The following is a 21,237-nucleotide window of genomic DNA, read 5'->3' as shown; positions in this document are numbered from 1 at the left end:
GGTCCCTAGCTGTCGAGATGGAACTCGGCGTCCAGATGAATGGCCTGTAAAAAAGCGCTGTCGTGTGAGACGACGATCAATGCCCCTTGGTACTGATTGAGCATCTGCTCCAGCGCAATTCTACTGGGCAAGTCCAAATGGTTGTCTGGTTCATCCAGCAACAGCAATTGCGGCGGCCGCTGTGCATATAGCTGCGCAGCCAGTGCTATTTTCAGGCGTTCGCCGCCGCTCAACTGACAGGTCTTGAGCGTCGCACGTCCCGCATCAATGCCCATCTGCGCCAACCGGGTTCGCGCCTCGGCTTCGGGCAACTCTGGATTACTCTCGTAGAGCCATTGCACCGCCGTGCGTTCGGGGTGCTGTAATCCGGCGTGTTGATCCAGCCAGCCGACATGGCAACTGCCGATGAGTTCGCCTTCGCGCACCGGCAGTTGGCCGGCGATCACTCGCAACAGGGTCGACTTGCCGCTGCCGTTCGCGCCCAGGATTGCCATGCGCATAGGCCCCGTCAGCGTCAGATTGACCGGCGCCGCGTAACCGAACGGGAGCACGACGTCGTTGAGCTGCACAATCAGCTTGCCATTGGGCACTACGCTTTCCGGAGACAACATCATGCGTTGAATGTCCGGCGCACACCGCGCACGGGCCTCGGCGATCCGTTGTTGCTGCTGCTCCCGGGCCACCTGTTGATTGAGGCGCAATTTTCCCTGGCTGTTTTCACTGCGCTCTTTCTGGGCGTTGGTGATCAGCTTGGTCTGATTGCCGTCACGGGCCTGACGGTCGCCGCGGGCATTACGCCGTTGCTGACGCTCCATCTGCACGGCCATCTCACGTTGCTCGCGCTTGGCCTGCGCCCGCTCCCCTTGCAATGCCGACTGGAACGACTGCTGTTCTTGCTCGCGTGCCGCTGCATACTGACTGTAGTTGCCGCCATAAGCCGCCAGCCCCAAGGGTGAAAGCTCGACAATTTCGTTCACGTGCTCCAGAAGGCCCCTGTCGTGGCTGATCAACACCAGACCGTTGGGCCAGCGATCGATCTGCTGCGCAAGTTTGTGTTGCTGATCAATATCCAGGTGGTTGCTGGGTTCATCCAGAATGAGCCAATCGGCTCTGGATAACCACGCACCTAGCAGCGCCACCCGCTGCCGTTCGCCACCACTGAGTGCGTCGGTGCGCGCGTCGGCACTCAAGTGACCCAGGCCGATCTGCTGCAGTTCCGCCTCAAGGCGTGCGGCGCAATCCCATTGGTCGACCGCCAGCGAATGGTCGTCATCGTCGACGCTGCCTTGGGCAATGCGATCCAGCGCCGCCAGAATATGGTCGACCCCGGCCAGCGCGGCAACGCTGGGATAGCGCTCGGGTTCCAGTAACTGCGCCACGGCGTAAACCCGCCCTTCGCGACGGACGATGCCGCTTGTGGGCAGTTGCTCCCCCGTCAGAAGCCGGCCAAGCAAGGACTTGCCACAGCCATTGGCGCCCACGATGCCGGTGGCCCTGGTATTGAAGGTGTGGTTCAAGTGATCGAACAGAACGCGCCCGTCGGGCAGGTTGAACGACACTTGATCAAGTTGAAGTAACCGTTGGGTCATGACGCCTCCTTAAACATTAAAACTCCCTGATGTTGCGCAACAGCATTCGACTGCCCTCTACCATACTGAAGCTGTACCTCCCAATCGACAGGCAATCTTTCAAGGCATTCAGCATCCCCGGTCTTTTGCCAGTAAACTCCCTCCCCTTTAGCCGCCATCATTTCCCACGCGGCCATTACCTTATTTCCTACGGAGTTTGCCTTGCGTCTGTTTCACACCTCCGACTGGCACCTTGGACAAAACCTACATGGCCAGGAACGCGATTTCGAACACGCCTGCTTTCTCGAATGGCTGCTGCGCCAGCTAAAGCTGGACCAGCCTGATGTGCTTCTGATCGCCGGCGATATCTTCGACACGGTCAACCCGCCGGTCAAAGCCCAGGAACGCCTCTACGACTTCATCGTCAGCGCCCATGAACAGCAGCCGAAGCTGACCATCGTGATGATCGCCGGCAACCATGATTCCGGCTCGCGCATTGAACTGCCCGCACCGTTGATGCGGCGTTTGCGCACGCATGCGCTGGGTCGTGTGCTGTGGCTGGATGACGGTCAACTCGACGCCGAGCGCCTGCTGCTGCCATTGCCGGACGCCAAAGGCAAAACCGTCGCCTGGTGCCTGGCGCTGCCGTTCCTGCGCCCCGCCGAAGTGACCGGCGCGCACTTGGGCGACAACTACCTGCGCGGCATCGGTCAGGTTCACGAATGGCTGATCGAAGCAGCCAATGCCAAGCGCAAACCAGGTCAGGCGCTGATCGCTATCAGCCACGCGCACATGGCCGGCGGTTCGGTGTCGGAAGACTCCGAGCGCAGCCTGATCATCGGTAACGCCGAAGCGCTGCCCGCCAGCCTGTTCGGGCCGAGCATCAGTTACGTCGCACTCGGTCATTTGCACAAGCCGCAGAAGGTCAATGGTGAAGAGCGTATCCGCTACAGCGGCTCACCAATTCCGTTGTCGTTCTCCGAGATCGGCTATCAGCACCAGATTCTCGACATCACACTCGACGGCGAAACCCTGGTCAGCGTCGAACCCAAACTGATCCCCCGGGCGGTGAATCTGCAACGCACCGGTCCCGCGCCATTGGCGGAAATCCTGCTGCAACTGGCCGACTTGCCGAACATCGACCTGCTGGCCGATATCCAGCGCCAGCCGTGGCTGGAAGTTCGGGTGCGCCTCGATGAGCCGCAACCCGACTTGCGATATCAAGTGGAAACCGCCCTGCAAGGCAAAGCCGTGCGCCTGGTGCGGATCGCCGCTGAATACGCCGGCAACGGTAGCCGCGATGGCGTCGATGACGGCACGACCTTGATCGAACTCGACCAGCTCACGCCTCAGGAGCTGTTCAGCCGCGCCTGGCAGGACAACTACGGCAGCGAGGTCGACGAGCAAACCCTCAAGGACTTCGCCGAGCTGTTGCAAGACGTGCAGATGGAGAGCGAACAACCATGAAGATCCTCGCGATCCGCCTGAAAAACCTCGCCTCACTGGCCGGGCCCTTTGAAATCGACTTTACCGCTGAGCCGTTGGCCAGCGCCGGTCTGTTCGCGATCACCGGGCCGACCGGCGCCGGTAAAAGCACCTTGCTCGACGCCTTGTGCCTGGCGCTGTTCGGTGCTGTGCCTCGGCTGAGCAATGCCCAGGTGTCTGCCAAAGCGCCGGACGCCGACGGCGAGATCAGCACGGGCGATCCCCGCACGTTGCTGCGTCGCGGCACGGGTGAAGGTTATGCCGAAGTCGATTTCGTTGGCATCGATGGCCGTCGTTACCGCGCTCGCTGGGAGGCTAATCGCGCCCGGGAGAAGGCCGGCGGCAAGCTGCAAGCCAGCCGTCAGAGTTTGCGCGACATCGATCTGGATCAACTGCTGGCCAGTCAGAAAGTTGAATTCAAAATCCATCTCGAATCCGTACTGGGCCTGAACTTTGAGCAATTCACCCGCGCGGTGTTGCTGGCCCAGAGTGAATTCAGTGCTTTCCTCAAGGCTAACGACAACGAACGTAGCGAACTGCTGGAAAAACTCACCGACACCGCGCTCTATACGCGTCTCGGCCGCCGGGCTTTCGACAAAACCAAAGAAGCTCGCGAAACCCACAAGCTGCTGCAGGACCAGGCCACCGGCGTGACACCGTTGTCGCCAGAAGCTCGGGCTGAACTCGATGAGCGCTTCAGCGAGGCTCAGCAACAACTCAAGACCCAACAAGCGCAGCTCAAGCAATTGGAGCTGCAACACACCTGGCTCAAGGACCTGCGTCAATTGCAGGACGAGCAGCAGAGCGCCACCGAGCAGTTGCAATCGGCCCGGCAGCACTGGGAAGGTCTGGCCGGCGAACGTTTGAAGCTGACTCGCCTGGAGCAACTGGCCCCGCAACGGCACCAGTTCGCCCGCAAGACCGAACTCACCGCCCAGCTCACACCATTGGCTGCGCAGATTCAGCAGCACACCCAACAGCAAACCGAACTGAATGAGCGCCAGGCGCAACTCGAAAACAGCCTGAGCGCTGCGCAGACCGCACTGGTCGAAGCCCAAGGCCAACACACCTCCAGCGCTCCGCTGCTGCGTCAGGCCTTCGAAGAGCAAAGCACCCTCGCTCGCCTGGTCAAGGACGCCGGCCTCGGTGCCGACCTCAAGCAGCAGGCGGAACGGGCCTGCTCTCAGGGCCAAAACACGATTCAAGGCTTGCTAGACCAACAGAAACAGGTCGCCGAACGTTTGCAGCGGATTGCCGGGGAGCTTGAGCAAAGCACCCCTCTGGCGCCCTTGTGCGATGCCTGGAACGCCTACCGTGATCGCCTGCAACAGCTGATGCTGATCGGCAATCGCCTGAACAAGGGCCAGGCTGAACTGGCCGCCCTTGAACAGAGCGCCGCTCGCGCTGCCGAGGACCTGTCCACTCAGCGCCAGAGCCTTGAAGTGCTGTACAAAGAGGCCGGCGCCGAACCGGAGGCGGTGGCCGAGCAGATTCAGATTCTCGGTAGTCTGTTGCAGGATAACCGCAAGCAGCAGCGGGCCTTTGAAGAGCTGACGCGCCTGTGGGCCAGTCAGCAGGAACTGGACAAGCGCGCGTCCGGACTCCAGCAGCGCCAGCTGACCGCTCAGCAAGAACGAGAACGTCTGACCCAGGACGGTGTAAAAACCAAGAACGAATTGGTCGTTGCCGAACAGACCCTGAGCGTCACCCGCGAGCTGCTGGAACGCCAGCGCCTGGCCCGCAGCGCCAGCGTCGAAGAACTGCGCGAGCAGTTGCAGGACGATCAGCCGTGCCCGGTCTGTGGCAGCCCCGACCATCCTTATCATCAGCCCGAAGCTCTGCTGCAGAGCCTTGGCCGGCATGATGAAAGCGAACAGGCCAACGCCCAAAAAGCCGTCGACCTGCTGAAAGAAAAGCTCACAGACCTGCGCGCTGAAGTGGGCGGCGTGATTGCGCAGCAAAGGGAGTTGCTGCAACAACAAGAACACCTCGCGACCCAGCAACAGAGCCTGGCACCGAGCCTTGAAGCACATCCGTTATCTGCGCAGTTGCTCACGCAAGATGCGCTCAAACGCGATGCCTGGCTGGTGCAGCAAAGCAGTCAGCTAAACCAGAGCATCACTCAGGACGAACAACGGCAGACCGCCCTGCTCTCTCTGCAACAGGACGCCGCGCGCCTTCAACAGCAACTGCGTAGCGCTGAAGCGGCGAGCCAGCAAGCATCCCAGCACTTGGCCAACCAACAACGTGAGTTGAGCAGTGATCACCAGCGTCTGGACGAGGAGTTGACGGCGTTCAGCACCCTGCTCCCGGCCGATACGCTGCAAGCGCTGCGCAACGAACCGGCCGCGACCTTCATGCAACTGGACCGGCAGATCACCCAACGGCTGGAACAACTCGATCAGCAACGCGATGAACTCAGCGAACAGCAACAACGGCAGCAGACGCTGGAGAAAGAACAGGACCGCCAACTCACTCGCCTCCAGCAGTTGGAAACGGCCCGCCAGCAGTTCACCGCTCTCGCCGACCAGCAACAGGCCTGCCAGCAAAAACTCACGCAATTGCTCGGCGAACACGCCAGCGCCGAGCAGTGGCAGCGGCAATTGGATCAAGCCGTCGAACAGGCGCGCAATGCTGAAGCGACGGCCAATCAGGAACTGCAAACCGTGCGTACGCGGCTGGTGCAGCTGGGCGCCGAACTCAAGGCCCAGCAGGAGCGCTCGCAGGCACTGGAAACCGAAGATCGCGAGCTGAGCGGCAAGATTGCCGACTGGCGCGCATTGCATCCGGAACTGGATGACGGTGGTCTGGAAGATCTGCTGAGTGTCGACGACCAACAGGTCAGCGAACTGCGTCAGCAATTGCAGCAAAGCGAAAAAGCCATCGAACAAACCAAGGTCCTGTTGCAGGAACGCGATCAGCGTCTGCTCAATCATCAAGCACAGCACAACGGTAATCTCGACACCGAACAACTGGCGACAGCGCTTGCCGAATTGCAAAACCTGTTCAGCGCCAGCGAACACCGTTGCGCCGAACTGCGCGCCGAACAGGCCGAGGATCTGCGCCGGCAAAACGCCAATCAGGCCCTCGCGCAGCAGATCGCCGATGCCTACACCGAATACCAGCGCTGGGCACGTTTGAATGCACTGATCGGTTCAGCTACGGGCGACACCTTCCGCAAGATCGCCCAGGCCTACAACCTCGACCTGTTGGTGCATCACGCCAACGTTCAGTTGCGGCAACTGGTGCGGCGCTATCGCCTCAAACGTGGCGGCAGCATGCTCGGGTTGTTGGTGATGGACACCGAGATGGGTGATGAGCTGCGTTCGGTGCATTCGTTGTCCGGCGGCGAGACGTTCCTGGTGTCGCTGGCTCTGGCGCTCGGTTTGGCGTCCATGGCATCGAGCACGCTGAAAATCGAATCGCTGTTCATCGATGAAGGCTTCGGCAGCCTCGATCCGGAATCCCTGCAACTGGCCATGGATGCTCTCGACGGCTTGCAAGCGCAGGGACGAAAAGTCGCGGTGATTTCACACGTGCAGGAAATGCATGAACGGATTCCGGTGCAGATTCAGGTCCGCCGTCAGGGCAACGGCCTGAGTACGCTGGAGGTGAAATGAATACGCTGTATTCCTTCCGCCGCTGCCCCTACGCGATGCGGGCGCGCATGGCCCTGCTCTACTCCGGCGTTGCGGTGAATATTGTCGAGGTCAGTCTGAAGGCCAAACCTGCCGAAATGCTGGCGCTGTCGAGCAAAGGCACGGTGCCGGTGCTGAGCGTTGACGGTCGGGTGATCGATGAAAGCCTGGCGATCATGCACTGGGCGTTGGCGCAGAACGATCCGCAGGATTGGTTACTCAAGGATGATCCTGTCGGGCAGCACCACATCGCCGAGCTGATCGAAGAAAACGATCAGGTGTTCAAGGTGCACCTGAATCGCTACAAGTACGCCGAGCGATACCCCGAGCAGCCAATGGCGTTTTATCGCGCCGAGGGCGAGGTGTTTTTGCGCAGGCTCGATGAGTTGCTGGAGGGACGCGACTACTTGCTGGCCGAGCATCCGAGCCTGGCGGATGTGGCACTGATGCCGTTTGTGCGGCAGTTCGCCCATGTGGATCGCGAGTGGTTTGGGCAGACGCCCCATCACCGTTTGCAGGGCTGGTTGCAGCGGTTTCTGGAGTCGGAGCTTTTTACATCGGTAATGAAAAAGTAACTGGATGTTCGCGATCCGTGTAGGAGCTGCCGAAGGCTGCGATCTTTTGATCTTCGGCGGCAGCGACAATGCGAACATCAAAAGATCGCAGCCTTCGGCAGCTCCTACGGGTGGACTCAGGCGAGAACTTCACACATCCGCAACGCCGAGCAATCCACCTGGAACGGCCCGAAAAAATCGTCCTGGCGTTCGATTGGCGGATTGCCGGCCAGCAGCCCCAGGGCCTTAGCGGTTTCAATGTTACGAGCAAGGTTGTGATTGGCTTCGATAGTCCGCGCCACCGACCCCGCCGAGCCCTGTCCGATCCCCAGCAAGGAAGATCCATTGGTCATGAACGCCAGGAAGGCGATGACCCAAAGTCTGTGCCCTTTCATTCCCCGGCGACTCCTGCGAGTTCAGCCTGATCGACCATCGCGCTTTGCGAACGGTGTTCAAACTGGATGCCGGGATGAGCGACTTGAATCGGCGCATCGAGGGTCTGTTGCGATTGAGGCGAGAGGCTGAAAACCAGCACCATGGCTACGTAAAGAGCGATAGCCAGGTAGGCGCCGTATTTGGCAGAAGTGATGATTGCGCTGGCCATGATGTTCTCCGCAGGCATGTTTCGATGCCCACAGAATCGAACAAAAAAGCGGTGATAACCACTCGGGGTTATCCATAGTGACCATCAGCTTCGTTGATCATTAAGCCAGTCTATTTCAGTCTTCGATAAAACTCATCAAGCGCTCGCGGGCCGCATCCGGCTCGTCTGGAACGGGCTGGGCAGCCGAAAGAATGGGGGTGGAATAGAGAAACAAAAGAACCACGGCCAGACGCATTGCCATGCTGTCGATCCTTATCATGAGAAGGAGTCAAAAAATCAGCGTCAAATTTAAACTTATGGCCATGTGATATCAAGCAATACATTGATAGCAATATGATACTGTCGTAAACGCGTTATGCAGGAGCGACATCACTGAGGTCTCTCAAAGCTTTTCAGCTCGATCGGCGCAAGTGACTTCGCTCCTGCATAAAGGGTGCAGGGTTTAAATTTCAGGCTTGGGTCTTGTGATCCAGAGCCGCGTAAAAGTTGGCGCTCTGTTGCAGGTATTTCTGGGTGTAGCTTTGGGCGTGGGATTTTTTGTCGCTGATTTCAACGCTGGCGCTGGCTGGCAAAGCAACGGTGGCAGAGATAGCGGAAGCGGCGATTACGGAGAAGAGATTGAAGTTCATGGCGATGTTCCTCGGATTCAGTTGGCTTGCTTGCCCGGTGGGGCCGTGAAGCAAACTTAACCTTCGAGGTTGGCGCCTTGAAATCTTTTGTAGCATTAGCAGATATCAGCGTCATTAATAGAAGGATGCAGGCCCCATCAACCGGGACCTGCGGCCTATTGACGCACCAGGAACTTGAGGTCGCTCGGGGCATCCATCGGCAGTTTTTGCACGGTTTTACCCAGCAGGCCTGTCTTTGAATCGCGCTCGACAACGACAATCTGGTTGCTTTTCTGATTGGCGATCAACAAGAACTTGCCGCTCGGATCGAGGCTGAACTCACGCGGGTGATCACCTTCAACGGAACGGCGCTGCAGCTCCTTGAGGTGCCCGGTCGCAGGATCGATGGCGAACACCAGCAGCTGATTGGCGGTGCCACGGTTGCTGACGTAGAGGAACTTGCCATCCGTCGACGCGTGAAGCGCAGCGGCTGCCTTGTCCGATGTCGGCTGACCCGTCGCCAGCTCGACCATCTGCGTTTGCTCGAGTTTGCCGTCCTTGTAATCGAACACCGCAACCTGTGCGCTCATTTCCATGGTCAGCCACGCATGCTTGCCATCGGCGCTGAACAGCAGATGACGCGGCCCGCTACCGGGTGGCAACTGGACGGACGCCGGTGTAGCGGCGGTCAAGGGCAGTTCCGGATTGGCCTTTGGGTCGAAGCGGTAGGCAAATATCTTGTCAGCGCCCAAGTCATTGGAGAACACATACTTGCCGTCCGGCGACGAAACCGTCGAATGCACGTGCGCCGACATCTGCCGCTCGGAATTGACCCGGCTTGATGGATGGCTGCTCATCTGCACCACGGGTTTGAGCTTGCCATCGGCGCCCACCGGCAATACTGCCAGCGTGCCGCCCGGATCTTCAGCCACCGAATAGTTGCTGACAAACAGGTGACTGGCTTCAAAGCCGAGGCTCGAATGAGTCGGCTCGTTGCCCAGACTCTGCACCTGATTGATCAGGCTCAGCTCATGGGTTTTGGGATCGATCGCATAACTGCTGACGCGCCCTACCGGATCGGTCTGTCCCGGGCCGTTTTCGTTGACCACGAACAGCTGACGCTGATCCTTGGACAGGGTCAGCCAGGATGGGTTTTCGCTCTTGACCACTTGCAGTGGTTTGGCGTCGATCTGCCCGGTGGTGGCGTCGAAGTTCAGGCGATAAATCCCCTGGCTCTGACCGGCTGTGTAGGAACCGACCAGCAACTGATAGTCGTCGGCCGAGGCAACCTGAAAACCCATCGCGCCGACGCTGCCGGCCATCAACAGTGGCCAGAGCTTACACATCCTCATTCGCTTCTTCCTCGTCGTCATCACCGCGGAACGCGGTCATGCACACCAACCGGTGCTCGCCAGAATCACCGGTGATCAGCCAGCTTTGCAGGTCTGGATCGAAGGTCGCGGCCTCGACCTCGGCCGGGGTGAACTCCCAGTGCTTGGACACACGACCGTCCAAGCATTCGATGTGCAGGTTATCGTCTTCATCGAGGGAGAATTCGAAGGCGTGCAGCCCGTCGATTTCCACCATATCGCAGTGTTCGAGGGTGGCGAGCAAGGTGTCGGTTGCGGCAGTCATGGCAGTCAATCTTTGAATGGGAAAGACGCAATGATAGCTCATTACGCTTCAGTCCAATGTGGGAGCGAGCTTGCTCGCGATGGCGGTGTGTCATTCAACATTGATGTGATTGACAGGGACTCATCGTCGGAACGCCGCCCGGAGCAGGCTCGCTCCCACAGGGGATTGTGCTCGCCGTTAGATCGCTTCGCGGGACGGCTGCCCGTCCACCAACCGCTGAATACGCAACGGATTGCCATTCTTCAAGGCATCCGGCAGCAGGCTGTCGGGGTAGTTCTGGAAGCACACCGGGCGCAGGAAGCGGTCGATGGCCAAGGTGCCCACCGACGTGCCGCGCGCATCGGAAGTTGCCGGATACGGACCGCCGTGGACCATCGAATCGCAGACTTCCACGCCGGTCGGATAGCCGTTGAGCAGGATCCGTCCGACCTTTTGTTCCAGCAACGGCGTCAGCTCAGCGAACTGCTCGAAGTCCGCCGGCTCGCCAATGATCGTCGCGGTCAACTGCCCGTGCAGGCCGTTCAATGCAGTACTGAGTTGCGTCTGATCGGCGACTTCGACGAACACCGTGGTCGGGCCGAACACCTCTTCCTGCAGCACTTCATCGCCATTGATCAACAGGCTGACATTGGCCTTGAACAGTTGCGGCTGAGCCTGATTGCCCTGCTGTGCCTGGCCGGCCAGGTGCTGGATGCCCGGATGAGCGAGGAGTTTTTGCAGGCCTTGGCCATAGCTGCTCAGGGTCCCGGCATTGAGCATCGTTTGCGCCGGCTCATCGCCGATCAGGCCCGCCACCTGTTGCACAAACGCGCTGAACTGCGGCGAACGAATACCGATCACCAAACCGGGATTGGTGCAGAACTGACCACAGCCCTGAACCACCGAAGCGGTCAGGTCACGGGCGACCGATTCGGCGCGAGTTTGCAGCGCCTGCGGCAACACGATCACCGGGTTGATGCTCGACATCTCGGCAAACACCGGAATCGGCTGCGCACGTGCGGCGGCCATGTCACACAACGCACGGCCGCCCTTGAGCGAGCCGGTAAAGCCAACCGCCCGAATTGCCGGATGCTTGACCAGCGCTTCGCCGACCCCACCGCCGTAGATCATGTTGAACACGCCGGCCGGCATGCCGGTTTTTTCTGCGGCGTGGATGATCGCGTCGGCCACCCGTTCGGCGGTGGCCATGTGACCGCTGTGGGCCTTGAACACCACCGGGCAACCGGCGGCCAACGCCGACGCGGTGTCGCCGCCAGCCGTAGAGAACGCCAACGGAAAGTTACTGGCGCCAAACACGGCGACCGGCCCGAGGCCGATGCGGTACTGACGCAGGTCCGGACGCGGCAACGGTTGGCGCTCAGGCAATGCCTGATCGATCCGCGCACCGTAGAAATCACCGCGACGCAGCACCTTGGCGAAAAGACGCATCTGGCCGCTGGTGCGACCGCGTTCGCCTTGAATGCGTGCGGCAGGCAGCGCGGTTTCGCGACAGACCACCGCAACAAAGTCATCGCCCAGAGCGTCCAGTTCATTGGCTATCGCATCGAGAAATTGCGCCCGACGTTCGGCGCTCAAGCTCCGATACGTCGGATAAGCCGCGGCGGCTGCCTTGGCGGCGGCATCGACTTCTTCCGGGGTCGCCTGGAAGAAATCGTGGGGCAAAGCCTCGCCCGTGCTGGCGTCGGCGCTCTGTAGTTTGAGCGGGCCGGCCGCACTGCGCTGACCGCCGATGTAGTTGTGACCAAGAATTCGGGTCATGCCTATCTCCTTAAAGGGTGCCAACGGTGCCGGGCTCGAACGCCGCTTCAACCGGTGCAATACCGTTGATCAACGGTGCACCGAACTCGGCCTGACTGATCTCGAACACGTCACCCGCCTGGGTGCGAATGCCGTCGGCAAAGGACAGGGTCGCGGTGCCGAAGAAGTGAATGTGCACGTCGCCCGGGCGCAGGAACTGGCTGTACTTGAAATGGTGGTACTCGAGGTTCTCCAGGCTGTGGCACATGTTGGCCTCGCCACTGAGAAACTCGTTCTGCCACAGCACTTCACCGTTACGCAGGATGCGGCTGGTGCCTGCCAGATGCTCTGGCAGTTCACCGACCCGAAGTTCCGGGCCATAACTGCAGCTGCGCAGTTTGGAATGGGCCAGGTAGAGGTAATTCTTGCGTTCCATTACGTGATCGGAGAACTCGTTGCCCACAGCAAAACCGAGTCGATACGGTTTGCCGTCCAGGCCGATGACGTAGAGCCCGCTGAGCTCCGGCTCCTCCCCCGCGTCTTCGGCGAACGGTGGCAACGGGAACGGTTGGCCCGGACGCACGACGATGCTGCCGTCGCCCTTGTAGAACCATTCCGGTTGTACGCCGGCCTGCCCCGCTACCGGTTTGCCGCCCTCCACGCCCCATTTGAAGATGCGCATGGTGTCGGTCATCGCCGCTTCGTCGCCGACTTGCTGATGCATCTTGTCCCGGGCCGACGCACTGCCCAAATGGGTCAGGCCCGTACCGCTGACCAGCATGTGCGCCGGGTCCGGGTGATCCAGCGGTGGCAGGATGCGCAACGTGGCCAACAGTTCTGCATAGTCATGGCTGATGCCCAGGCCCAGGGTTTTTACCTGCTGCTCAAGATTGACGCCGGCCTGGATCGCGGCCAACGCCAGGTCGCGAACGGTGCGCGCGCCCTGCACTTCGCGCACCAGACCGTCTTCGACCACGCCCACCCGGCGCTCACCGTTACCCAATTCGAACTGAACTAAACGCATGATTTTCTCCTGTAACAATCTTGAAGTCGGCATTGCACCCTGTGGGAGCGAGCCTGCTCGCGAAGAGGCCATCCCATCCAACATCTCTGTTGGCTGACTCTCCGCCTTCGCGAGCAGGCTCGCTCCCACAAGGGATCTGTGTGATGTGTCAGGTGCGAGTCGCACTACGGGCGCTGGCAGCGAACTGGTCGGCCGGCAGTACGTGCTTGCGTTCCAACAGGCGATAGACCACACCAGTCAACACCAGCCCGAACACCATCACACCCGAAAGGAAGTACAGCCCCGACGCCAGGTTGCCGGTGTATTCCTTCAGTGCGCCGATCACGAACGGACCGATGTAGCCGCCGAGGTTGCCCACCGAGTTGATCAAGGCGATCCCGGCCGCGGCACTGGCGCCGGCAAAGAAGCGGCCCGGCAAAGTCCAGAACACCGCGGTGCAGGAAAACAGCGCGAAGGCCACCAGGCACAACGCCGCCAGTTGCAGCACCGGCACCGTCAGCCAGGCGCTGAGGAACAGGCCGATGGCACCCAACACGTAAAGCACCGCCAAGTGGCCGTAGCGATCATTCAAGCGGTCGGAACTGCGCGGAATGATCAGCAACCCGATGATCCCGAAGATGTATGGCACCGACGACACGAAACCGGTCACCAGATCCGTGCCACCGAACTGCTTGATCAGGGTCGGCAACCACAAGCCCAGGCCGTAGATGCTTAGGGTCACCGGAAGATAGAACAGCGCCAGCAGCAAGACACGTTTGTCCTTGAGGGCGTGCAACGGATTGCCGTGGCGGGTCTGGCCGTATTCCTCAAGATCCTTTTTCAGTTCGCCGGTCAGCCAGTCCTTTTCGGCCTGGTCCATCCACTTCACCTGTTTCGGACCGTCCGGCAGCCAACGCAGCACTGGCCAGGTCAACAGGATCGCCGGGGCGCCGATGACGATGAACAGCCACTGCCAGCCATGCAGGCCAAGAATGCCGTCCATGCCGAGCAGACCACCGGACACCGGACCGGTGATCAACATGGCGATGGGTTGGGAAAGGATGAATAACCCGAGGATCTTGCCGCGATGGCGCACAGGGAACCACTGGGTGATGTAGTAGAGAACGCCGGGAAAGAACCCGGCTTCCGCCGCGCCGAGCAGAAAGCGCATCACATAGAAGCTGTGCGGCCCCTGGACGAAGGCCATACCGATGGTGATGGCGCCCCAGGTGACCATGATCCGCGCGAACCAGCGCCGCGCGCCAAAGCGTTCGAGCATCAGGTTGCTAGGGATTTCCAGCAGGAAATAGCCAATGAAAAACAGCCCGGCACCCAGCCCGTAAGCGGCGTCACCGATGCCGAGGTCGGCGCCCATGTGCAACTTGGCGAAGCCTACGGCGGAGCGATCCACATAGGCGATCAGGTACAGCAGGATCAGGAAGGGAATCAGTTTCAGCGTGATGCGACGAATAAGCCGCAATTCCTGGTTCATGAGATCGGTCTCCGATTGTTGTTATAGAACCTCGGGGGACGCCTCTCGCGGAAAACCGCCAGGGCAATCCCTCCGTTGAAACGGACTATATAGTAATACTATTTACGCAACAACTCTTCCAAACTACCGAATTTACGCCTATGTTACCCTCAGCTCGAACAATATAGTCATACAACAAGAGACCCGATCATGTCTGATAAGAAACCCACCCTGCGCTCCGCCCAATGGTTTGGCACTGCTGACAAGAACGGCTTCATGTACCGCAGCTGGATGAAGAATCAGGGCATCGCCGACCACCAGTTCCACGGCAAGCCGATCATCGGCATCTGCAACACCTGGTCGGAACTGACCCCGTGCAACGCGCATTTCCGCCAGATTGCGGAGCACGTCAAACGTGGGGTGATCGAGGCTGGGGGCTTTCCCGTGGAATTCCCGGTGTTCTCCAACGGCGAGTCGAACCTGCGTCCGACCGCCATGCTCACTCGCAACCTGGCGAGCATGGACGTCGAAGAAGCGATTCGCGGCAACCCTATTGACGGTGTTGTGCTGCTGACCGGCTGCGACAAAACCACCCCGGCGTTGTTGATGGGCGCGGCCAGTTGTGACGTGCCGGCCATTGTCGTCACCGGCGGGCCGATGCTCAATGGCAAGCACAAAGGCCAGGACATCGGCTCGGGCACCGTGGTCTGGCAGCTCAGCGAACAAGTGAAAGCCGGCACCATCACCATTGACGATTTCCTTGCGGCCGAGGGCGGCATGTCCCGCTCGGCCGGCACGTGCAACACCATGGGCACCGCGTCGACCATGGCCTGCATGGCTGAAGCACTGGGCACTTCCCTGCCCCACAACGCGGCGATTCCTGCCGTCGATGCGCGCCGTTATGTACTGGCGCACATGTCCGGCATGCGCGCGGTGGAGATGGTTCGCGAAGATTTGAAGCTGTCGAAAATCCTCACCAAAGAAGCCTTCGAAAACGCCATTCGCGTGAACGCTGCCATCGGTGGTTCGACCAACGCCGTGATCCATTTGAAAGCCATTGCCGGCCGTATCGGTGTCGAGCTGGACCTGGATGACTGGACCCGCATCGGTCGCGGCATGCCGACCATCGTCGACCTGCAACCGTCCGGGCGTTTCCTGATGGAAGAGTTCTATTACGCCGGTGGCCTGCCAGGGGTGCTGCGTCGTCTGGGTGAAGCCAACCTGATTCCGAATCCGAATGCCCTGACCGTCAACGGCAAGACCCTCGGCGAGAACACCAAAGACGCACCGATCTACGGTCAGGATGAAGTGATCCGCACCCTCGACAACCCAATCCGCTCCGACGGCGGCATCTGTGTGTTGCGCGGCAACCTCGCACCACTGGGTGCGGTGCTCAAGCCTTCAGCCGCCAGCGCCGAACTGATGCAACATCGCGGGCGTGCGGTGGTGTTCGAGAACTTCGACATGTATAAGGCGCGGATCAACGATCCGGAGCTGGATGTGGATGCCAACTCGATTCTGGTGATGAAGAACTGCGGTCCGAAGGGTTATCCGGGAATGGCCGAAGTTGGCAACATGGGCTTGCCGGCCAAGTTGCTGGCCCAGGGTGTGACGGACATGGTGCGTATTTCCGATGCGCGCATGAGCGGCACGGCATACGGCACTGTCGTTCTGCACGTGGCCCCGGAAGCGGCCGCTGGCGGACCTTTGGCGACGGTGAAGGAAGGTGACTGGATCGAACTCGACTGCGCCAACGGTCGTCTGCACCTGGACATTCCCGACGCCGAACTGGCGGCGCGCATGGCCGATCTGCAACCGCCGCAGCAACTGATCGTGGGCGGTTATCGTCAGCTGTACATCGACCATGTGCTGCAGGCGGATCAGGGTTGCGATTTCGATTTCCTGGTCGGCTGCCGCGGCTCTGAAGTACCGCGCCACTCCCACTAACCCTACAACCCCCCCTGTGGGAGCGAGCTTGCTCGCGATAGCGGCTCAGCATTCAACATCTATGTTGGCTGACCTTGCGCAATCGCGAGCAAGCTCGCTCCCACATTTGGTCTACGCCTGCCTCAAGATTGCGCTCGCGCCTGTTATCATGCGCGGCACCCCATCGCCCAGGATCGCGCCGTTCCCCATGGATTACCGCAAACCCTCCGACCGCAAAAGCATGCACTCGCGCATCGTCCAGGAACTGGGCATGCAGATCGTTTCCGGACGCTTCAAACCGTGTGACAAACTGCCCGCCGAAGCCCTGTTGTGCGAGGAGTACGCGGTCAGCCGTCCAGTCCTGCGCGAAGCCACCCGGGTTTTGGTCGCCAAGGGCCTGGTGTATTCCCGTCCGCGAGTGGGCACGGTGGTCAAGCAGCGCAAGGAATGGCACATGCTCGATCCCGATGTGCTGCATTGGCTGATGCAAAGCAGCCCGCAAAATGAATTCTTCGATTTGCTGACCAGCGTGCGCAGCATCATCGAACCCGCTGCGGCCGCCCTCGCTGCGCAGTTCGCCACGGACGATGACATCGCCTCCATCGGTGAAGCTTACCAACGTATGGAAGCGGCACCGACCCCCGAAGCGCTCTTGCAACCGGACCTGGATTTCCATAGCCGGATTGCCGATGCGACCCATAACGACTTGCTGGCCAACCTGTGCAACATGCTGTCGGTGGCGATTGCCGAAGCCTTGAAACACTCCAACCAGCGGCCGAACCTGCATGAACTGGCGTTGCCCCGGCACAAGGCGATTCTGACGGCTATCGAGAATCGTGATGCGCTGGGTGCGCGGCATGCGACGTTGGTTCAGCTGGATGATGCGCGTAGTGCGCTGAATGCGGTGCTGGGTACCGATTTGTCATAAAAGCAAAGTCAAAAGATCGCAGGCTTCGCCAGCTCCTACGTTGCCCGAGTACACCCGCAATTCAACGTTGCACGCGTTACCTGTAGGAGCTGCCGAAGGCTGCGATCTTTTGATCTTCGAATAAAAAAGCCGCAACCTGGGTTGCGGCTTTTTTGTTTCAGCGATCGATCAGTGTGCGAACAACGAATTGCCCTTCTGCCCCGCCAGTTTCTCCGGCTTGATCAGGAACCGCGCCAGCGCTGGCAGCAGCCACAGTGCGCCAAACATGTTCCACAGCAGCATGAAAGTCAGCATCAGACCCATATCGGCCTGGAACTTGATGGCCGAGAAGATCCAGGTGCACACGCCGATCGCCAGGCACAGGCCGGTGAACAGCACGGCTTTACCGGTGGACTTCAGCGTCTGGTAGTACGCCTCTTGCAACGGCAGACCGGCACGCAGGAAGCTTTCCAGACGGCTGTAGATGTAGATGCCGTAATCCACGCCAATCCCCACCCCGAGCGCCACAACCGGCAGGGTCGCGACTTTCACGCCAATGCCCATGAAGGCCATGAGGGCGTTACCGAGTACCGAGGTCAGGACCAGCGGCAGCACGATGCACAACGTCGCTGCCCAGGAGCGGAAGGTGATCATGCACATGGTCGCCACGCAGATGTACACCAGGATCAGGATGGTCAGCTCGGATTCCTTGATCACCTCGTTGGTGGCGGCCTCGATCCCGGCGTTACCGGCGGCGAGGATGAATTCCAGGCCTTCCTTGTTGTTCTCCTTGGCGAAGTCTTGTACCGCATGCACGGCGCGATCCAGAGTGGCGGCCTTGTGATCGTTGAGGAACACCAGCACCGGCGCCAGGGAGCAACTGTTGTTGTACAGGCCATCAGCCCGAGCGATCGAGTTGTTCAGCACGTCCGGGTTACGCGACAGGGTTTCCCATTTCAGGTTGCCTTCGTTCATGCCCTTGATCATCTGCTTGGACACCGTCACCAACGAGATCGCCGACTGCACGCCCTCGGTGTTCTGCATCTTCCACATCAGCTCGTCGATCGGCGCCATGGCTTCGTAGCGCGAGCAGCCTTCGGACTTGGTCTTGACCATCACTACCAACACGTCGGAACTGGTGGAGTAATTGCTGATGATGAAGTTGTTGTCCTTGTTGTAGCGCGAGTCCGGACGCAGTTCCGGAGCGCCCTGATCCAGGTCACCGATTTTCAGGTTCTGGCTGTACCAGAGGCCGCCGCCGAAGGCCAGCAAGGCCAGCGCGATGGACACCGGTGCAACTTTCGGGCTGGCAAAATTCGACAGCAGACGCCAGAACGGGTGTTCGCGGTGCGCGTCTTTCTTGCTGCGTTCCACGGCACGTTTGCTGATGCCGACGTAGGAAATTGCCACTGGCAGCAGGATCAGGTTGGTGAACACGATGACCGCCACGCCGATAGACGCGCCGATGGCCAGTTCACGAATCACGCCGATATCGATGATCAGCAGCGTTATGAAACCGACCGCATCGGCGAGGATCGCAATCATCCCCGGCAGGAACAGCTGACGGAACGTGCGCCGCGCCGCAGTCAAGGCGTTGTCTGCCTCGCTGGACTGCAAGGCAATACCGTTGATCTTCTGCACACCGTGGGAAATACCAATGGCGAAGATCAGGAACGGCACCAGCATCGAGTAGGGATCGAGCCCGAATCCGAAGAAGTGCATCAAACCGAGCTGCCAGACCACCGCCACCAACGTGGTGCTCAACACCGCCACGGTGCTGCGCATGCAGTTGGTGAACCAGTAGAGCAGGATCAACGTGATGATGAAGGCAACGCCGAAGAACATCACCACCATGACCAGCCCATCGATCAGGTCGCCGACCTTCTTGGCGAAACCGACGATGTGGATCTGTACGTTGGGGTTCTGGGCTTCGAACTTGTTGCGGATCTTGTCTTCGAGTTCATGAGAGAACTTGCGATAGTCCAGCGCCAGCAGCTTGCCTTGGTCCTGCGGGTCCGGGTAAGACTCCAGCAGCGGGATATCGACAATGCTCGACTTGAAGTCGTTGGCCACCAGACGCCCGACCTGACCGGACTTGAGCACGTTGTTGCGCAACAGGTCGAGACTTTGCTGGGAACCGTTGTAGCTCTGCGGAATCACTTCACCACCGGCGAAGCCCTCCTCTGTCACTTCGGTCCAGCGTACGCTCGGGCTCCACAGCGACTTGAGGCCGGAACGGTCAACACCGGAGATGTAGAACACCTCATCGTTGATCTGACGCAGAGTCTCCATGTACTCCTTGGAGAAGATGTCGCCATCAGTGGCTTCCACCGAGATGCGCACCGTGTTACCCAGGTTCGCCAGATCGTTGCGGTGCTCCATCATCTTTTGAATGAACGGATGTTCGAGCGGGATCATTTTTTCGAAACTGGTGGACGGCCGGATCAGGGTCGCCTGCCAGAACAGGAAAATACTCACCAGCAGGCAGATGGTGATCACTGCCGGGCGGTTGTTGAAAATCAGGCGTTCGAGAAACGTCGCCTTGTCTTGATGATGACTGCTCAAGGATGTCATAGACCCGCCTTCTTATTATTTGCCCGGCTCATTTGGACGACCCGTTTTTTCCATTTTCTGCACCGGCTCCGGTTGGCGAGGTGACGCGAACGCCGCCCTGTCCTGCCAGAATCAGATTGCCGTTGCCAGCTGCCGTGACCGCCGAAACGGAAATGCGATCCGGACGGTTGAATATGCTGAAGGTTTCGCCGTTGTCGTTGCTGCGGATCACCGAGCCACCGTTGCCGACGATCACGATGGAACCGTCGTCGAGCAGCGTCGCGCCGGACAGACCGAATTCCAGCGCACCGCGAGCGGCCTTGAGCTCAACCGGCTCCCAGGTCGTGCCGAAATCGGTGGAGCGAAACAGATTGCCCCGCAGCCCGTAGGCCAGCAGCGTATTGGCTTGAGCGGTGCCGATCACGCCAAACAGTGAGCCCTCATAGGGACCTTCAAGCTTCTCCCAGGTCTGACCCCCGTCGGCGGAGCGGAACATGCTGCCCTGCTCGCCGACGATGAACAGACCGGAATCCTTGACCGCGGCGATGGCGTTGAGGTGGTACTGGTCTTCGTTGTCGAGGCGATCGCTGGCGTCTTCCCAGTTTTTGCCGCCGTCGGTGGTTGACAGCAGCGCACCATAAGCGCCCACGGCAAAGCCGCTGTTGACGTCCTGGAACCAGACGTCGAGCAGCGGCGATTCGCGTTTCAGATCTTCGAATTGCTTGGTCCAGGTGACGCCGCCGTCCTCGCTCGCGAGGATTTGCGCGTCATGGCCAACAGCCCAGCCGTGTTTGTCGTCGACGAAAAACACCGAGGTCAGGAGTTGTCGGGTCGGCACCTTGGCTTGGGTCCAGGTCGCGCCCTGGTCATCGGAGTACAAAATGTGCCCGCGATCCCCGACCGCCACCAGACGCTTGCCGGCGTGCACGACGTCGAGCATCAGGCTCTTGCTGGCTTTGGCAGATTCAACGGAATAGACAATGTCGGATGCTGGCGCCGCAGCGGCCAGCACAGGTGCCGACAGCACGGCACAGCCCAACAGCGAGAGCGCTGTAGCCAGCAACGCGAATTTGCGTAGTGCCGGCGGGCGGCAGATACCCACACCCATGACAGGCTCACTCATAGACCTTCCCCCATTATTATTGTTAGGTCGTTCAACCTTTCTGGGCGCCATAAGGGTGCTCTTTGCGATTGCCTTTTCTGGAGCATAGTCCTGAAATACGCAATCTAGAGCCCCTTCGGAAGCTGGCTTATCCTATCGGGGTTTGGAAAGGTCTGACAATCGACGCCACGTTATGTTTTGTTAACCTGGGCGGTTTGCGCATTTGCTGAATGTTTGGGTATCAGGTGGGGTGATTGGGTTTCGGGTTTTAGTGTACATATCCGTTGCTGCGGTAACGGCTGATTAGGGTTTCGCTCTTACAGCCATCCCTTTCAAGGTCTTTTGACTTTAGCGGCCTTGAGCACCCGATCCGTTGACACGTGGGCATTGGCGGCTTTGCCTTCAAGCCACTCCTTTGATTTGGGCACCTTCGGACCTCGTTTGCT

The 21,237-nt window shown here is 59.8% G+C and carries 17 protein-coding genes; 5 read left to right on the top strand and 12 right to left on the bottom strand.

Annotated elements, in window-relative coordinates; genetic code table 11:
- Positions 1 to 5: 5 nt before the first annotated feature.
- Positions 6 to 1,589, bottom strand: a complete 1,584-nt coding sequence (locus ACIQU2_RS28095) for an ABC-F family ATP-binding cassette domain-containing protein (protein WP_403145727.1) — start codon at positions 1,587 to 1,589, stop codon at positions 6 to 8.
- Between the two features lie 201 nt (positions 1,590 to 1,790).
- Between ACIQU2_RS28095 and ACIQU2_RS28090 the strand changes: the two genes are divergently transcribed.
- The 3 genes from ACIQU2_RS28090 to ACIQU2_RS28080 are packed head-to-tail and all read left to right on the top strand — an operon-like array spanning position 1,791 to position 7,266.
- A complete protein-coding gene (locus ACIQU2_RS28090) occupies positions 1,791 to 3,035 on the top strand; it encodes an exonuclease SbcCD subunit D C-terminal domain-containing protein (RefSeq protein ID WP_403145724.1) in 1,245 nt (414 codons plus the stop codon).
- On the top strand, positions 3,032 to 6,673 hold the full coding sequence (locus ACIQU2_RS28085) for an AAA family ATPase (protein WP_403145721.1): 3,642 nt from the start codon (positions 3,032 to 3,034) through the stop codon (positions 6,671 to 6,673). Before ACIQU2_RS28090 ends, ACIQU2_RS28085 begins: the two co-directional genes overlap by 4 nt.
- On the top strand, positions 6,670 to 7,266 hold the full coding sequence (locus tag ACIQU2_RS28080; protein ID WP_403145717.1) for a glutathione S-transferase: 597 nt from the start codon (positions 6,670 to 6,672) through the stop codon (positions 7,264 to 7,266). Before ACIQU2_RS28085 ends, ACIQU2_RS28080 begins: the two co-directional genes overlap by 4 nt.
- A 116-nt stretch (positions 7,267 to 7,382) precedes the next feature.
- Here the strand turns inward: ACIQU2_RS28080 and ACIQU2_RS28075 are convergent, their stop codons facing one another.
- The 9 genes from ACIQU2_RS28075 to ACIQU2_RS28035 form a co-directional block, all read right to left on the bottom strand.
- Positions 7,383 to 7,640, bottom strand: a complete 258-nt coding sequence (locus ACIQU2_RS28075; RefSeq protein WP_347805109.1) for a hypothetical protein — start codon at positions 7,638 to 7,640, stop codon at positions 7,383 to 7,385.
- Complete coding sequence (locus ACIQU2_RS28070) at positions 7,637 to 7,849, bottom strand: hypothetical protein (RefSeq protein WP_403145715.1); 213 nt, start codon at positions 7,847 to 7,849, stop codon at positions 7,637 to 7,639. Before ACIQU2_RS28070 ends, ACIQU2_RS28075 begins: the two co-directional genes overlap by 4 nt.
- 115 nt (positions 7,850 to 7,964) lie before the next feature.
- Entirely contained in the window at positions 7,965 to 8,090 is a 126-nt protein-coding gene (locus ACIQU2_RS28065) for a hypothetical protein (RefSeq protein WP_255141673.1), read from the bottom strand.
- A 208-nt stretch (positions 8,091 to 8,298) separates the two neighbouring features.
- Complete coding sequence (locus ACIQU2_RS28060; RefSeq protein ID WP_008157047.1) at positions 8,299 to 8,478, bottom strand: hypothetical protein; 180 nt, start codon at positions 8,476 to 8,478, stop codon at positions 8,299 to 8,301.
- Between the two features lie 155 nt (positions 8,479 to 8,633).
- On the bottom strand, positions 8,634 to 9,803 hold the full coding sequence (locus ACIQU2_RS28055) for a lactonase family protein (protein WP_403145712.1): 1,170 nt from the start codon (positions 9,801 to 9,803) through the stop codon (positions 8,634 to 8,636).
- Complete coding sequence (locus tag ACIQU2_RS28050; RefSeq protein WP_403145709.1) at positions 9,796 to 10,092, bottom strand: DUF5629 family protein; 297 nt, start codon at positions 10,090 to 10,092, stop codon at positions 9,796 to 9,798. Before ACIQU2_RS28050 ends, ACIQU2_RS28055 begins: the two co-directional genes overlap by 8 nt.
- 177 nt (positions 10,093 to 10,269) lie before the next feature.
- Positions 10,270 to 11,850 carry an aldehyde dehydrogenase (NADP(+)) gene (locus ACIQU2_RS28045; RefSeq protein WP_403145706.1) on the bottom strand — a complete coding sequence of 527 codons (1,581 nt, stop codon included), beginning with the start codon at positions 11,848 to 11,850 and terminating at the stop codon, positions 10,270 to 10,272.
- 10 nt (positions 11,851 to 11,860) lie between these two features.
- Entirely contained in the window at positions 11,861 to 12,853 is a 993-nt protein-coding gene (gene araD1, locus ACIQU2_RS28040; RefSeq protein WP_403145703.1) for an AraD1 family protein, read from the bottom strand.
- Between the two features lie 148 nt (positions 12,854 to 13,001).
- Complete coding sequence (locus ACIQU2_RS28035; protein ID WP_403145700.1) at positions 13,002 to 14,324, bottom strand: MFS transporter; 1,323 nt, start codon at positions 14,322 to 14,324, stop codon at positions 13,002 to 13,004.
- A gap of 189 nt (positions 14,325 to 14,513) precedes the next feature.
- Between ACIQU2_RS28035 and ACIQU2_RS28030 the strand changes: the two genes are divergently transcribed.
- Positions 14,514 to 16,250, top strand: coding sequence for an IlvD/Edd family dehydratase (locus tag ACIQU2_RS28030; protein WP_403145697.1), 1,737 nt, complete (start codon positions 14,514 to 14,516; stop codon positions 16,248 to 16,250).
- A 187-nt stretch (positions 16,251 to 16,437) separates the two neighbouring features.
- Positions 16,438 to 17,157: a FadR/GntR family transcriptional regulator gene (locus ACIQU2_RS28025; RefSeq protein WP_282483389.1), complete on the top strand. Its 720-nt coding sequence runs from the start codon at positions 16,438 to 16,440 to the stop codon at positions 17,155 to 17,157.
- A gap of 168 nt (positions 17,158 to 17,325) precedes the next feature.
- Here ACIQU2_RS28025 and ACIQU2_RS28020 read toward each other — a convergent pair whose 3' ends face one another.
- Together ACIQU2_RS28020 and ACIQU2_RS28015 are read right to left on the bottom strand one after the other, a co-directional pair.
- Complete coding sequence (locus ACIQU2_RS28020; RefSeq protein WP_403145694.1) at positions 17,326 to 19,710, bottom strand: RND family transporter; 2,385 nt, start codon at positions 19,708 to 19,710, stop codon at positions 17,326 to 17,328.
- A gap of 28 nt (positions 19,711 to 19,738) precedes the next feature.
- A complete protein-coding gene (locus ACIQU2_RS28015; RefSeq protein ID WP_347805251.1) occupies positions 19,739 to 20,812 on the bottom strand; it encodes a YCF48-related protein in 1,074 nt (357 codons plus the stop codon).
- Between the last annotated feature and the right edge of the window lie 425 nt (positions 20,813 to 21,237).

Origin of the sequence: Pseudomonas sp. NPDC098740, from assembly GCF_044760065.1 — a bacterium.
In the GTDB taxonomy this organism is placed as follows: domain Bacteria; phylum Pseudomonadota; class Gammaproteobacteria; order Pseudomonadales; family Pseudomonadaceae; genus Aquipseudomonas; species Aquipseudomonas rossensis.
This window is presented reverse-complemented; position numbering and strand designations above follow the sequence as displayed.

Coding starts and splice junctions, on each gene's coding strand:
- ACIQU2_RS28015 (WP_347805251.1), bottom strand. CDS start 20,812: ATGAGTGAGCCTGTCATGGGTGTGGGTATCTGCCGCCCGCCGGCACTA.
- ACIQU2_RS28095 (WP_403145727.1), bottom strand. CDS start 1,589: ATGACCCAACGGTTACTTCAACTTGATCAAGTGTCGTTCAACCTGCCC.
- ACIQU2_RS28050 (WP_403145709.1), bottom strand. CDS start 10,092: ATGACTGCCGCAACCGACACCTTGCTCGCCACCCTCGAACACTGCGAT.
- ACIQU2_RS28055 (WP_403145712.1), bottom strand. CDS start 9,803: ATGTGTAAGCTCTGGCCACTGTTGATGGCCGGCAGCGTCGGCGCGATG.
- ACIQU2_RS28075 (WP_347805109.1), bottom strand. CDS start 7,640: ATGAAAGGGCACAGACTTTGGGTCATCGCCTTCCTGGCGTTCATGACC.
- ACIQU2_RS28020 (WP_403145694.1), bottom strand. CDS start 19,710: ATGACATCCTTGAGCAGTCATCATCAAGACAAGGCGACGTTTCTCGAA.
- ACIQU2_RS28045 (WP_403145706.1), bottom strand. CDS start 11,850: ATGACCCGAATTCTTGGTCACAACTACATCGGCGGTCAGCGCAGTGCG.
- ACIQU2_RS28060 (WP_008157047.1), bottom strand. CDS start 8,478: ATGAACTTCAATCTCTTCTCCGTAATCGCCGCTTCCGCTATCTCTGCC.
- ACIQU2_RS28065 (WP_255141673.1), bottom strand. CDS start 8,090: ATGGCAATGCGTCTGGCCGTGGTTCTTTTGTTTCTCTATTCCACCCCC.
- ACIQU2_RS28030 (WP_403145697.1), top strand. CDS start 14,514: ATGTCTGATAAGAAACCCACCCTGCGCTCCGCCCAATGGTTTGGCACT.
- araD1 (WP_403145703.1), bottom strand. CDS start 12,853: ATGCGTTTAGTTCAGTTCGAATTGGGTAACGGTGAGCGCCGGGTGGGC.
- ACIQU2_RS28085 (WP_403145721.1), top strand. CDS start 3,032: ATGAAGATCCTCGCGATCCGCCTGAAAAACCTCGCCTCACTGGCCGGG.
- ACIQU2_RS28035 (WP_403145700.1), bottom strand. CDS start 14,324: ATGAACCAGGAATTGCGGCTTATTCGTCGCATCACGCTGAAACTGATT.
- ACIQU2_RS28070 (WP_403145715.1), bottom strand. CDS start 7,849: ATGGCCAGCGCAATCATCACTTCTGCCAAATACGGCGCCTACCTGGCT.
- ACIQU2_RS28025 (WP_282483389.1), top strand. CDS start 16,438: ATGGATTACCGCAAACCCTCCGACCGCAAAAGCATGCACTCGCGCATC.
- ACIQU2_RS28080 (WP_403145717.1), top strand. CDS start 6,670: ATGAATACGCTGTATTCCTTCCGCCGCTGCCCCTACGCGATGCGGGCG.